General features: G+C 35.7%; 13 protein-coding genes. 9 read left to right on the plus strand and 4 right to left on the minus strand.

What is annotated here, in order from left to right; all coding sequences use genetic code 11:
• Positions 1-15: 15 nt before the first annotated feature.
• Together BALOs_RS06495 and thrS are read right to left on the minus strand one after the other, a co-directional pair.
• Positions 16-1005 (minus strand): D-alanine--D-alanine ligase, encoded by a 990-nt coding sequence (locus BALOs_RS06495; RefSeq protein WP_120404656.1) that lies wholly within the window; start codon positions 1003-1005, stop codon positions 16-18.
• A 39-nt stretch (positions 1006-1044) separates the two neighbouring features.
• Positions 1045-2787, minus strand: a complete 1743-nt coding sequence (thrS, locus tag BALOs_RS06500) for a threonine--tRNA ligase (RefSeq protein WP_120404657.1) — start codon at positions 2785-2787, stop codon at positions 1045-1047.
• 211 nt (positions 2788-2998) lie between these two features.
• On the opposite strand from thrS, the gene BALOs_RS06505 reads away from it, so the two are divergent.
• The 9 genes from BALOs_RS06505 to BALOs_RS15305 all read left to right on the plus strand — a co-directional run bounded on the left by BALOs_RS06505 (position 2999) and on the right by BALOs_RS15305 (position 12452).
• Complete coding sequence (locus BALOs_RS06505; protein ID WP_115363912.1) at positions 2999-4285, plus strand: helix-turn-helix domain-containing protein; 1287 nt, start codon at positions 2999-3001, stop codon at positions 4283-4285.
• Positions 4286-4323: 38 nt separating this feature from the next.
• On the plus strand, positions 4324-4809 hold the full coding sequence (locus tag BALOs_RS06510) for a hypothetical protein (RefSeq protein ID WP_162929585.1): 486 nt from the start codon (positions 4324-4326) through the stop codon (positions 4807-4809).
• 18 nt (positions 4810-4827) lie between these two features.
• Positions 4828-5316 (plus strand): N-acetyltransferase, encoded by a 489-nt coding sequence (locus BALOs_RS06515; RefSeq protein ID WP_120404659.1) that lies wholly within the window; start codon positions 4828-4830, stop codon positions 5314-5316.
• A gap of 157 nt (positions 5317-5473) precedes the next feature.
• The gene (rimP, locus tag BALOs_RS06520; RefSeq protein WP_115363906.1) at positions 5474-5989 is read left to right on the plus strand and encodes a ribosome maturation factor RimP; all 516 of its coding nucleotides are present in this window, start codon (positions 5474-5476) and stop codon (positions 5987-5989) included.
• Positions 5990-6005: 16 nt separating this feature from the next.
• Positions 6006-7418 (plus strand): transcription termination factor NusA, encoded by a 1413-nt coding sequence (nusA, locus tag BALOs_RS06525; RefSeq protein ID WP_115363905.1) that lies wholly within the window; start codon positions 6006-6008, stop codon positions 7416-7418.
• 33 nt (positions 7419-7451) lie between these two features.
• Complete coding sequence (infB, locus tag BALOs_RS06530; protein ID WP_120404660.1) at positions 7452-10223, plus strand: translation initiation factor IF-2; 2772 nt, start codon at positions 7452-7454, stop codon at positions 10221-10223.
• 15 nt (positions 10224-10238) lie between these two features.
• A complete protein-coding gene (rbfA, locus tag BALOs_RS06535) occupies positions 10239-10595 on the plus strand; it encodes a 30S ribosome-binding factor RbfA (protein ID WP_115363901.1) in 357 nt (118 codons plus the stop codon).
• Position 10596: 1 nt separating this feature from the next.
• Positions 10597-11559 carry a tRNA pseudouridine(55) synthase TruB gene (truB, locus tag BALOs_RS06540; RefSeq protein WP_120404661.1) on the plus strand — a complete coding sequence of 321 codons (963 nt, stop codon included), beginning with the start codon at positions 10597-10599 and terminating at the stop codon, positions 11557-11559.
• A gap of 53 nt (positions 11560-11612) precedes the next feature.
• The gene (locus tag BALOs_RS15305) at positions 11613-12452 is read left to right on the plus strand and encodes a ferredoxin (RefSeq protein ID WP_199506676.1); all 840 of its coding nucleotides are present in this window, start codon (positions 11613-11615) and stop codon (positions 12450-12452) included.
• A gap of 58 nt (positions 12453-12510) precedes the next feature.
• Here BALOs_RS15305 and BALOs_RS06550 read toward each other — a convergent pair whose 3' ends face one another.
• Together BALOs_RS06550 and BALOs_RS15180 are read right to left on the minus strand one after the other, a co-directional pair.
• Positions 12511-13296 carry a hypothetical protein gene (locus BALOs_RS06550; RefSeq protein ID WP_115363897.1) on the minus strand — a complete coding sequence of 262 codons (786 nt, stop codon included), beginning with the start codon at positions 13294-13296 and terminating at the stop codon, positions 12511-12513.
• An 86-nt stretch (positions 13297-13382) separates the two neighbouring features.
• On the minus strand, positions 13383-13865 hold the full coding sequence (locus BALOs_RS15180; RefSeq protein WP_162929586.1) for a histidine kinase dimerization/phospho-acceptor domain-containing protein: 483 nt from the start codon (positions 13863-13865) through the stop codon (positions 13383-13385).
• Positions 13866-14005 lie beyond the last annotated feature (140 nt).

Raw genomic sequence — 14005 nt, forward strand, 5'->3', positions numbered from 1 at the left:
TTAACCTTGATTTAATTATCTCGTTTCTTTAAGTATTTTCTCTTTTAAAAAATCACTAAATTTCAGTCCAGTATTTTCTAGCATCTTCGGAAACATCGAAATACTTGTCATACCAGGAAATGTATTAATCTCATTTAAGTATATTTCTCCATCACTTAAGAAGAAATCAATTCTTGATAAATGTCTAAGCTTAAGACACTTAAATGCTGTTTTAGCTATATTTTGCATCTTAGCAATTTGTTCACTTGTTAGGTCTTGAGCTTCAACTAATGTTTTAGCGTGAGAATCATCACTATATTTTTGTTGATAATCATAGAACTTATCATCATCATTTATAATTTCACCTGGCCTTGATGCATGGAGGTTTCCATCTTGTTCAAATACAGCAATTTCAAGCTCTCTGCCTTTGAGTGTTTTTTCTATGAGTACATCGTCACTATATTTTAACGCTTCATTAAGCTTTGTTTCAATCTCACTAGAATTTGTAACGTGATAGCAACCAACAGATGAGCCTTGGCTGGCAGCCTTTATAAAGACATCATTTTTTGATTCTTTAAAGAACTCTTTGATTTCTGATAATTCAAAAGGAAGACCTCTGTGTATTGCTTTCCATGGAGCATTCTTTATCCCCAGTAGATCAAACCACAACTTTGTTGTGACTTTATTAAAACAAATACTACTGCCTTCATGACGAGGTCCTAAATAAGGAAGCTTATGCATCTCTAGATAGCATTGAATTTCACCTGTTTCGCCAGGAGGGCCGTGTATGACTGGAATAACGTAATTGATATAAGGGCGCTCAGTTGCTGTTTCTAAAATTTGTCCGTTTAAGCTAACTTTATTTCCTTTAAGGGTTAGATTAGCATCCTTGTCCATTTCAACAACGATTGGATTGAGTTCTTTTATGAGACTCACTTGGTCTTTAATATATTGAGCTGACCTCAATGAAACTTCATGTTCTGAGGAGCCACCTCCGCAGATGATTAAGACGTTCTTCCTTTCCATGGAACCTTCTCTTTAATAAATATAAAAGACCCCTAAGGCTTATGCCTTAGGGTATTTTTCGCTATCAAGCATTTTTAATTTTTCTAGCATCTCTTCATGAGACCAGTTAAATGACTTCTTTGAACCATGCTTACGAACTGAAACAGCTTTGTTTTCAATTTCACGATCACCAAGAACAAACATAAATGGAACTTTTGCTTTTTGAATTTGGCGAGTCTTGTATCCCATTGTTTCATTTCTATCATCAACTCTTACACGAAAACCTTCAGCAAAGAGCATGTCTTTAAGCTCTTTAGCTGCTTGTCCATGCGCATCTTCATTTACAGGAACGATTACAATTTGCTCTGGTGCCATCCAAAAAGGGAATGCACCGGCAACGTGTTCTGTGAATACACCAAAGAATCTTTCAAGAGATCCAAGTAGGGCTCGGTGGATTACAACTGGTCTTTCTTCGCCGCCATCACTTGTTGTAAATTTCAAGTCAAATCGATCTGGTAGTTGGAAATCAAGTTGAATCGTACCCAATTGCCACTTTCGCCCAATTGCATCTGCTACTTCAATATCGATCTTTGGTCCATAAAATGCACCGTCACCTTCTTTGATAACGTATTTATGTCCAGAGTTCTTTAAAGCTTCTTCAAGAGCATTCTCTGCTATGTCCCATGTCTTATCATCCCCGGCCTTCTTTTCAGGACGAGTTGATAAGTTAACTGTAATGTCATCAAAACCAAATAATTCATAAGCAGTGAAGATCATCTTCATTGTCTTTTGAATTTCTTCTTGAACCTGCTCAAGTGCTAGGAAGATATGAGCGTCATCTTGGCAGAATGAACGTACGCGAGTTAGACCTGCAAGGGCCCCGGCTTTTTCATTTCTATGTAGACGGCCAAAGTCAGCATAGCGAAGAGGTAAGTCACGGTAGCTATACTTGTAATGCTTATACATTAGCATGTGACATGGGCAGTTCATTGGTTTTACTGCATACTCACGCTCATCAATCTTAGAAAAGAACATATCATCTTTATAATGTTCGTAGTGACCAGATGTATGCCATAGTTCACTATCTAGGATTTGAGGCGTGATAACTTCGTCGTATTCATAAAGACGATAAAGTCTTCTAATATAATTTGTGAGTTCATTTACAATGATTGCACCTTTAGGCATGAAAAACGGTGCACCTGGAGCAACTGGCTCAAAGTGGAATAATTGTAATTCTTTTCCTAATTTTCTATGGTCACGCTTTTTTGCTTCTTCAAGCATCATAAGGTGTTGCTTAAGTTGTTTGCGATCCATGAAGCAGGCTGCATAGATTCTTTGCATAACTTCACGCTTCTCATCACCACGCCAGTATGCACCTGCGATACTTAGTAATTTAAAGCCTTGTGGTAGATCTGCTGTATTTTCAACGTGTGGTCCTCGACATAAGTCAATGAATTCACCTTGAGTGTAACAACTAACTTCTTCATCTTCAGGTATGGCCTCTACTAATTCTATTTTTAAATCTTGACCTTCTGATTTAAAGAAATCGATAGCCTCAGAGCGACTCATAACCTTTCTTTCAATAGGAAGCTTCTCTTTAATGATGGTTTTCATCATATCTTCTATTTTAGGTAGATCATCTTCACCAAGGGTTTGATCCATTAAAATATCGTAGTAAAAACCGTTTTCAATAACAGGTCCAACCCCAAATTGAACTTTAGAATCTGGGTAAAGTCTTGAAATTGCTTGGGCCATAAGGTGAGCGCTTGAGTGTCTAATAGTATCTAAATCGTATTTGGCCATTGAATCTCCGTAAATAAGCCTAAAATTTGTCCTTTAAATGCACATAATATCAAATAATTAAAGGGTTCATCAATATTTTGAGTGTAAATATTTTAATGAAAATGAACTGTTTTGACTTGTAGCATGATGACATGATATGAACTTGTTGTGGTAAGATTCCACAAAATTCTCACAGCAAATAACGTGAAAATTAATCGATAGGGAGTTAAATATGCAGATTGTCGGGGGACAAGAATCTGGAACAAGTAATCAAAAAGAATCAGCAAGTTTAGATGTTCTAGGCTTCGTCGGTTCTGGTGAAGGGCTAATTCCAACTCAAGATAATTTAACTAAGCTAGAAGTCGGAAAGGCTTACTACCAGCTTGGTAAGCTTCACTATGATAAGGCCGATCTTAACAAGGCGGAAGTAAACTTTCTTAAAGCTATCGATTGTGCTGAATGTCCTCAGGATAATTACCGTGTTTTAAAAATTCTAAGTTTTCTCATTCGTATTGCGGCCGAGAAATTAGAGGATGAAAAAGCCGAAAAATATATTTCACATAGTGAGGCCATTGTTAATGACCTTCAAGAGAATCTAGGAAGCCTATCAGCTGAATACTTCTATTATTCAGGTCTTATCAAGTCATATCGAACTGACTTCGATGGAGCATATCAAGACCTAGACTTATCTTATAATAAGTCTAAAGAGGAAAATGATCCTGATCTTCACTCTAAATGCTTATTAGCTTTAGCAAATAATGCATTTAACAGAGGTCAATTTGAACTTTCTCTCGAGTATATGGGACAACTAGATAATCTTTTAAAAATTATTAATAAAGAGTATTTAGGTGGTTCAATGCATATGACATATGGAAAAATTCATATGGCCACAGGCAATATTGAAGCGTCTTTAAAACATTTTAATCTTGCAAATATTACGCTTCAAAATAAGAAGTGCTGGAACCTATACGGATATATTCTTTTAGGAATTGGACAAGTTCAAAAAGTTAAAGGTGATTACGATAGAGCAACTCTTTATTATAACCTAGCAAAGCAAGCAGTTGATTCGACGACATTTAAGCGTCTAACAAATGTTCTTGATGCCGAGATTCATGAAGTTAATGATTCAAGTGTTGATATTTACCTTGATCGTAACAATAGAAAAGTAAAAGAGAAGAATATTGGTGTAATTGATTTCAAACATCGTTTTGTTCTTCTAGAGATTCTATTCTTATTAGCTAAGAATCGCGGAAGTTTCTTTGATAAAGAAGATCTTGCAAGAGAGATTTGGAAAGATGAGTACAATCCATTAATTCACGATAAGCTTATCTATACTTCGATTTCTCGTCTAAGAAAGTTAATTGAACCTAAAGATAATAGTAATACGAAGAGAAAGTATATTATTCGCGGAAAAGACGGATATACTTTCAATCCAGATGTTAAGATTCGCTATCAAATGGAGACTAAGCTTACTGCTGGTAAAGCCGTGGCAAACGTTGATATCAGTTCTCCAGTTTAAGATAGATGCGATTTTTAATTTATATTTCAATTTTTTTTATGACAAATACATGGGCCCTTCGAGAAAGGGCCCTTTTCTCTATAAATGGTAAAATATATTTTACCAAGGAAGCCAATTTCCTCTTAAAAGCTTATCAGTATTCAAAATGCTCTATAGATGAAAATAAGAACAAAGATTATTTTAATGAATTAGTTGGAGCACTTTCAACACAGGAAGGTGTTGAAGCCGCACCGCTGGTACCAAATGACTCTCAAATACAAAGAATTAAAAAGATAATGCTTATAGGGAAGTTGTTAAGCTTGGAGCATGAGTTTTTATCAACACCGAAGTTTGAAAAATGCAAGGTTCCTAAAGCTTATAGAAAAACTGTTGAGCAAATCTTTAATATAAATCTTGAGCTTGCAAAGCGCTATAAATCATTCATTAATAATAAAGACATAATAACTCCAGAAAGCCTTGTGAAAAGGTCAACAAGTTACCGTACGCATATATTGAAAGATATTCAGTCACGTCTATTTCTGTAAGGTCTAGGTAGTCGAAATATGAAAATACAATTCGAATACTTGGCCAAATTAGATGAACAGATGGTTGATAAGTTATCAGACTTTGAATCTGATCATTTTAAATGGTCATGGTCGAAGAAAGTTTGGAAAGAGCTTGCAGGTTCTTCAAGAAATATTGTTTGCTTGTGGCAAGAATCCTTAGAAAATAATAAAAAAGAAATAATATCTTTATGTGTATTTGAACTATCTTCACCAGATTTCTGCCATCTTTATAAGATCGTTGTCGATGAAAAATTCCGACGTCGTAAGTTAGCTTTGGCCTTATTTAAGCAAATGTGCCACGTCGCATCAGTAGAGTTAGGCTTCAGTAAACCTCATATATACCTTGAAGTAGAGGAGAATAATGATGGTGCGATTGGATTTTATCAAAAAATGGGCCTTAAACAGATCCATATAAAAAAGCGGTTTTATCAAAATGGTAATTCGGCCGTAATAATGCAGGGCGTTCAAGATTGTGACAAACCTTGACAAGATTTCAAAATGTCTGATAATTAATAGGTACTTAGAAATTTAGAATAATTTTTTTTAAAATCTGGGTAAATAACGATTAGTTAAATTTTTAACAAGATATAATCGGGTAGACTTATTAGTGCTACCCTTTTTTTTTATTAATAGGCACATTTTAATGAATTTAAATGTTGAATATAAAGGTATAGAGAAGAAGTTTTACGAGCTTTCACAAGCTATTGTAAGTGAAGCTGGTTACTACCTTTACGATATGGAATATATAAAAGGTTCAAAAACTTTACGCGTTTATATAATGAATAAAGAAACGAATACTGCAGTGATCGAAGATTGTGTGGCAGTTGATCGTGCTTTTAGTGAGCCTATGGAGAGTGCTGACTGGATACCTGATGATATTGTCTTAGAAGTATCTTCTCCTGGAATGTTTCGTAAAATTAAAACAAGAGAACACTTTGACTTAAGTAAGGGACAAAGAATTCTCGTTGAATTAAATAAGAAGTTTGGTGACTTATTTCAAGGTGAGAACTTTGATAAAAAAACTGCCAATACTAAGAAAGTTTTATGTGTTTTAAATGATGTTGGAGATGACTATATAGAAGTTAATCTCGACAGTGACTTTGATTTAAAATTAAATTTAAATGATATTAATAAGGTAGCACTTGAACCAGAAGTGTAACTATTGAGGTGAAAAAATGAGTTTCTCAGAATTAGGTAAAATTATTGATGTATTAGGTAAAGACCGTGGAATCGATAAAGCAATTATCGTAAACGCTATTGAGCAAGCTTTCTTAGTAACAGCTAGAAAGAAGTTTGGAATTCAAGGTGAATATGAAACTCGTTACAATGACGATGATGACGATGTAGAGATTTTTCAATATAAAAATGTTGTTGAAGATGTAAGAGATCCAATTATTGAGATTAATCTTTCTGATGCAAGAGAATTAGATGAAGACGTAGAGGTAGGAGATCAATTAGGTATTAAAATTGAAAACCCTAATTTTACTCGTGTTGATGTTCAAACTGCTCGTCAAATTATTATGCAAAAAGTACGTGATGCTGAAAGAGAGATTCTATTCTCTGAGTTCAAGCACAGAGAAGGTGATCTAGTAACTGGTATCGCTAGAAGATATGAAAGAGGGAATATCATCGTTGACCTTGGTAAGGCCGATGCAGTTCTTTCAAGAAGAGAAATTATCCCAGGTGAACAATTTAATCCAGGTGATAGAATTCAAGCATACTTAACTGAAGTTGTGATGACGAACAGAGGTCCTGAAATTAGACTTTCTCGTACATCTCCAATGTTCTTAGTTAAGCTATTTGAAGTAGAAGTACCTGAGATTCAAGATGGAACAATCGAGGTTAAATCTGCTGCACGTGAGCCAGGTCAGAGAGCCAAGATTGCTGTACAGTCAGTTGATAAAGATATCGATCCTGTTGGTGCATGTGTTGGTATGAAGGGATCTCGTGTTCAAAATATCGTTAACGAACTTCAAGGTGAAAAAATTGATATCGTAAGATGGAACGATGACCTAGCAACATTTGCTATTGCAGCACTTGCTCCATCTGAAATTGAAAATATTTCAATTGATCATGACTCTAAATCAATGGATGTGATCGTTGAAGAAGATCAACTATCTCTTGCAATTGGTAGACGTGGTCAAAACGTTCGCCTTGCAGCGATGTTATCGGGATACAATATTAACATTATCTCTAAAACAAAACTTCAAGAGAAAGTTAATAAGGCCGTTGAAAACTTACTTCAAATTCCATCTGTTTCAGATGCAATGGCTCAAGTACTTGTTCAAAATAGCATCATGGCAATTGGTGACTTCATGGCAACACCTGCAAGCGAAATCGCTTCAATGACTGGTGTTGATGAAGCTGCTGCTCAAGCGGCAATTGATGAAGCAGCAAAGCTTGTTGAAGAAGGGACAATTGAACTTCAACCTGAAGGTGAAGAAGAACTGGTATCTGCATCAGCAGTACCAAGATACCTAGGTATCATAAATAAAGAGTCTGGTGAGGAATCAGAAGAAGGCTCTGATAAATTTAATGAAGCTGAGAGAAGACTAAGAGAAGAATTAGCTGCATTTAAAATTAAATAATTTATAAAATTGTAGTCATACTACGGAGACAAAATGCCTAAGAAAATATTTGAATTGGCCAATGAAATCGGAAAGAAGCCTCTCGATCTTGTTGAGGAACTGAAAGCCCATGGCTTTAACGTAAGAAACCACATGTCGGTATTATCGGACGATGATATCACAAAGTGGCAAGAGTTAGCCGGCGCTAGTGCTAAGAGCGAAGATGCTCCAGCAAAGAAGAAGGTAACAAAGAAGAAAAAGGCCAAGAAGAAGACTGCTAAGAAGACTACTGTTCGTAAGAAAGCAGCTAGTAAAGACGAAGAAGACGGTGAAGATAAGCCGGCAAAGAAAACTGTAACTCGTAAGAAGAAAACAGTTGTTCGTCGTAAGGCTTCTTCAAAATCATCTGAGGCAACACCATCTGTTGATGAAAGCACTGAAGAGACAACTACAGTACATGTTGCTGAAGCTTCTGCAGAAAAACCTGAGAAGGTAGTTGAGGCAAAAGAAACTAAGGTTGCTGAAAAAAGCTCTGAAGAACCTAAAGCTGCTGAATCAAAAGATGAAACAGAAGCTCAAGAGAAGAAAGTTGAAAAAGAGACTTCTTCAAAAGAGAAAGAAAGTGACAAAGGTGTTGATGGTAAACCATTTGGTTTAAGAATTGTTTCAGCGCCTACTAAAGAAGATAAAGAGAAAGCTGCAGCTAGAAAGACTCGTGAAGCTAAAAAAGCTGAAGAGAAGCCAGAAGACGACATTAATGCGAAAGCTGGTCCTGGTACAAAAGGTGTTACTGGTAAGAAGGACGCTAAAAGTAGTAGGCTAAGTGGTCTTGCTTCTATGTTAAGTGCTAAGAAGAATGTTAATCGTTCTCAAGCCCTTAATGAAGAACGTGCTACAACTGAGCTTAAGTCATATGCTGCTCTTCAAGGCTCAGGCCGTCCAATGTATACTCAAGTTAAGAGGAAGAGACAATATTCAGGTCCTTCTAAGTCAACTGAGATAACAGAAGTTAAAGAATCAAAAAGAGTTATTAAGCTTCATGGTGGAGCTTATGCTGAGCAATTAGCTAAAAAGTTATCAATTAAGCTAAAAGATATGATCGATAAGTGTCTTGATCTAAACCTACTTGTTAGAAATGGTGATTACATCGGTCTAAAATTAGCAGGTCAAATCGCTGCGCTTTATGATTATCGTGTAGAAGATCAGTCATTTGATGAAGATGCAGTTATCGGTAAAGAAGAACTTTCTGAAGAAGAAGTTAGTAAACTTCCACTTCGTGCTCCTGTTGTTACTATTATGGGTCACGTTGATCACGGTAAAACAACTCTTCTTGATTGTATTAGAAACGCGAAAATTGCAGACGGTGAAGCTGGTGGTATCACTCAGCACATTGGTGCATATTCAGTTGATGTTAAAGATTCTAAACTAACGTTCTTAGATACTCCTGGTCACGCGGCCTTTGGAGCAATGAGACAACGTGGTGCAGATATCACAGATATCGTTATTCTAATTGTTGCAGCAGATGATGGTGTTATGCCACAGACTGTTGAATCAATTAAATATATTCAAAGTGCTGGAAAGCCTTTAATTGTAGCAGTTAACAAAATGGACCGTGAAGGAGCTAATCCAGATCGTATCAAGCAAGCGTTAACTGAATACAGTATTACACCTGAAGAATGGGGTGGAGATACTCAATTCTGTAATATCTCAGCTCTTAAAGGTGAAGGAATTGATGAACTTCTAGAAGCAATTGCTCTACAAGCTGAAATTCTTGAGCTTCGTGCAGATCCAAAAGGTGTTGCAGAAGCCGTTGTTGTTGAGTCTAGAATTGAGCATGGCCGTGGACCTGTTGCAACTGTTCTTGTTGAAAAAGGAACGCTTAAAAAAGGTGATTCAATTGTAGTAGGTGAAACTTTTGGTAGAGCTAGAAGTTTAACTGACCACAGAGGTAATCAGCTTCCAAAAGCTGGGCCATCAACTCCTGTTCAGATCCTTGGTCTTAGTGAGGCTCCGGCTCCAGGTGACGTTTTAAACGTTGTTAAAAATGAAAGAGAAGCAAAGAAAATTGCACAAAATAGAATTGATGAGCGCATCAGAATTGAAGCTGCTGCGACGACTCAAGGACCTAAGGTTTCTCTTGAGGACTTCTTTGCAACGGCAGCTGGTGAAGAAGGTCAAACAAAAGATCTTAATCTTATCATTAGAGCAGATGTACAAGGTTCATACGAAGCTATTAAAACTGCACTAGAGTCAATTTCAAATCCTGAAGTTGAAGTTAAGGTAATTCGTGGTGGAGTCGGACAAATTAGTGACTCTGACATTGAACTTGCTAACACTTCTGGAGCATTTGTCATTGGATTTAATATGAGACCAGCAACATCTGCTAGAAAACTTTCTGAGCAGTATGGTGTTGATATTAAAACATACTCAATCATCTATGAACTAATCAATGATGTTAAACTTGCAGTCGAAGGTCTTCTTGATCCTGAATATACTGAAGAGTATATCGGTCGTGCAGAAGTTCGCGATACATTCTCTGTTCCAAAAATTGGTACAATTGCAGGTTCTGTTGTCGTTGACGGTAAGATCATGGTTGGATGTAATGTTCGTCTTCTTAGAGAAGGTAAGATCATGTTTGATGGTAAAATGTCTTCTCTTAAACGTTTCAAAGATGACGTTAAAGAAGTTAAGAATGGTTACGAGTGTGGTGTAGGTCTTGAAAACTATAATGATATTAAAGTTGGCGACCTATTTGAAGCATACCAAATGAAAGAGAAGAAACGTAAACTTGAAGACGTTATGACGTCTGAGTCACCGATTCTTTAATATTGGAGATAGGCCATGAGTAGCAATAATAAAAAACTGCAATACGAAGAGCAGATAAAAAATGAAGTCAATAAGTTATTGCGTACAGGTCTGGATAATAGTGCATTCACTTATTGTTCAGTAACTAAAGTTGAAATGAATCCTGACTTCTCAGTAGCAACTCTTTACTGGGATACATTTGATCCTTCTCGAAGAGGTGATATTGCAAAAGCAATGGAGTCAGCTTTAGGTAAAATGAGAACTCATTTGGCAAAAACACTTAAGGTTAGACACACTCCATCTCTAACTGCTGTTTATGACTCGCAATTTGAAGACGAGCAAGAAATAGAACAGCTGCTTAAGTCAGAAAAAGAAAAAGGAAAGTCATACTAATATGGCACGAAAGTTTAAAGGCCCAATTTTTGGGCCTTTCTTTTTTAAGGTCGATAAGCCTAAGGGAATAACTTCCTTTGACGTTATTAGACAGTTTAAAAGAAAGCTCCCTAAAAATATTGGAAAGATTGGCCATTTTGGAACACTCGATCCATTTGCTACTGGACTCATGGTTATTGGAATTGGTCCAGCTACTCGTTTAAATCAATACACTCAAGTTTCAACTAAAGAGTATATCGCTTCAGGACGCCTTGGCTTCTTATCGCCAACTGGTGATTTTGATACTGAAGATGGCACGATGGAAAGGGTTGAGATTCCGCCACTGTCTTATGAAAACGTAAAAGACGCCTTGGAATCATTTGTAGGGCCTTATATGCAAAGCCCACCGGCCTTTTCGGCCACAAAGCATGAAGGTAAGCCTCTACATGAATGGGCAAGAGAAGGCATCATCATCGAAAAGCCTCCTGTCGAGCGTCATATCCACGATATAGAGCTTCTAAGCTTTGAAGGGGATACTGTTGTCTTTCGTGTTAGCGTCTCTTCAGGAACGTATATAAGAGTTCTCTTTGATGATCTGGCCATTAAGCTTGGAACACGAGGAGCACTTGAGGAGCTAAGAAGAACAAACTCAGCTGGTATTGATCTCGATGGCTCAATTAAACTTGATATTTTTAATGATGATCATTTTGATTTTCGAGAGTTTTTATTGAATCATGCTCAACCTATCACTGATTTAATCAATTTTCAGTTACTTGAGCTAGATGATAAGGATGCCCTTAGTTTTGCTAACGGAATGACGATAAAGAGAGAGAATGAGACGGATGGCCTATATTGGGTCAGGTCAAATAATCAAACACTTGGCCTTGGGGCCATTGATGAAGGAAAACTAAAGGTAAAAGTCGGTTTTAGTCCTGCTGCGTTAGATAAAATCGATTTAACTATATGTAATTCCTTAGACGAATAATTTTAAATCATGCTATACTTTGGAAAAATATATAAGGAATTTAAGGAGATAAAGTGAATACTACTTTAATTGCACTAGCTATTGCATTATTAGTTGTAACAGGGATGATTGTCCAACTTGGTATTTTAAGCCTTCTTTCAGGTGCTTTTTTCTTTCTATTTGGAAAGTCAAAATTAGATGTATTAAAAGCTTCTGATGATGAGAGCTTTGCTTTCGGTTACCGTTGGAATAATTCAAGAGAGCCAGCAAAGTTTAACCATGTTGTGGTTAGATTATTTAACCCATTTGGTAAAAAAACACAGGTAACAGTTTCAAGTGATTATGCTGCACAAGACTCAGACTTTGCAGTAGAAGTTAAATTTGGACCTGCTTTCAAAGATATTTTAGATATTGAAAACCTAGACTCTGCAACTGTTGAAGTTGAGATTAAGTCTAAAGAAGGTATTACTCAATCACGTCAAATGAAGGCGCGTAAGTTTATTGAAGCTTATCGTGGAGCAACTCAGACTGTAGAAGAGTTTAATGGAGAGTTTGGATATGAGAAGCCTAAGAAGTTTTATCATCAAACTTCTCGTTCATTTATTGCAGATCCTATTCCTGAAGGAAATATTCCAGTAGGACTAAGAATTTCTGCTAACCCACAATTTGCTGGTGAGTTTGCTGGTAACGGTGGTGGAGATGCTGCTGCTCAAGAGAATTTTGCAGTATCTAAAGTTTGGATTGAAGAGGGGTGTATCGTTTGTAATGCTTGTGAAGGTATTTACCCAGAAGTATTCGAAGTTACTGATACAAATTGTATTATTCGTCCAGATGCTCCTCTTGATAATGGACTTCTAATTCTCGAAGCTGCTGAAGCTTGTCCAACTGAAGTTATCAAGTTCGAAAAAGCATAATTTAATATTTAAAACTTTTTCTATATAAATGGCCCTCTTATAGAGGGCCTTTTTTTTATTATTTAAATTGATAATTATCTTTTTGATTTCTTGCAAGCTTACTTTTTTCTTTTGATACTAGTGTTTTGAGTTGTTCTTTATTGAACTTTGTTTGTACTTGTTTGTAATTCTTTATTCGTCTTACTTTTTTTAATATTGCAGTTATTCGATCAACACTTTGATTACACTTTTTTAAAAAGTCTGGATTATGAGATTCCTTGAAACGTTTTAGACTAAGTTTTGCTACCATAAGTGGATCATTTATTTCACTAGAAAGTACATAGATCATTTTTGATGTAACTTCTCTTTTATGATAGATCGAGGATTCTTTTGCCCTTTGTTCTTCTATAAGATTTTTAAAGTAGACGATAGATCCCATAACAAATGAAGGGATAATGATATTTATAAATAACATACTTAGAAACGTAATATCCTCAATATAATCGACTCGCATATATGAGCAATAAGACATAATAACGATATTTGTTATTAAGGCGATTAATGCCTTCTTCTGACCAACAGTGTATGCGGTTATAGTGAAACCTGTTAAGGCCCAAGGCAGTAAAAGCCACGCTCTTGCTCCAAGAGCTATTGCGCGCAAATTAAGATGTATTAAACAAACTGCTATTAAGACAAATTCAAAATATGTTTTATTATCGTGTTTTACATATTGATAGTAGGCCAGAGCTGTTAATGGAAATATTAAAATTACTCCTACATTATCAGTTTTAATTTGTCCGTGTTGACTAAATATCAAATAGCCTAGAATAATTGAAATGAGAAATAATGATGTATTTGTAAACAAAACAAGTCTTGCTTCATGTAGTTTTTCAATCCTTTCAAAACCTTCATATTGATGGATTGATTTTGGGTAAATATATTTTGATATATCTAATTTAATAAATCACCCTCCTGTCTTTTAAACTTTCCATTTCTATCGATTTCTATCCTCTTAAAAATGTCATACATGGTAGTTGTTTCACCATATTTAACTTCATCAAAATCCTTAAGGTCTTTGATAAGACGATTAATTTCGATAATACGCTCCAGGTTCTTATCACATCTTTCTATTAGGGCCTGTGAATGCTCATTTTCGAGTCGTGTTAAACTCATTTTTACAATTGCCAGTGGGTTATTAATTTCGTGACTAAGAGTAATGATCATTTTAGAAATGGTATCTTTTTGCTGCTGTAGTTTTAATTGTTTGTATTTATCACTGTCGATAATTTTCTTATAAGTCATAAGTATGATGTAGAGAATTGAAGGAAGTAATATATTTCCAATAAAGTGAATTGTTTTATATTGAAAATCAACCAGTGGTACTGCGTAGTAACAAAAGTAGCTAATAGCTATAATGTTAGTTAAAAATCCCAAAAACGGTATCGTAAACTTGATGACCTTATTTGATGTTAAAAATAATAGGTAAGACCATATCAATAAGGACCATGCGTGAGACTGTGTTATTAAGGCGAATATATTTATCACACAAAATTGAAGAAATAGGAGTAGGGCCT

The organism is Halobacteriovorax sp. BALOs_7, assembly GCF_003612895.1.
GTDB lineage: Bacteria > Bdellovibrionota > Bacteriovoracia > Bacteriovoracales > Bacteriovoracaceae > Halobacteriovorax_A > Halobacteriovorax_A vibrionivorans.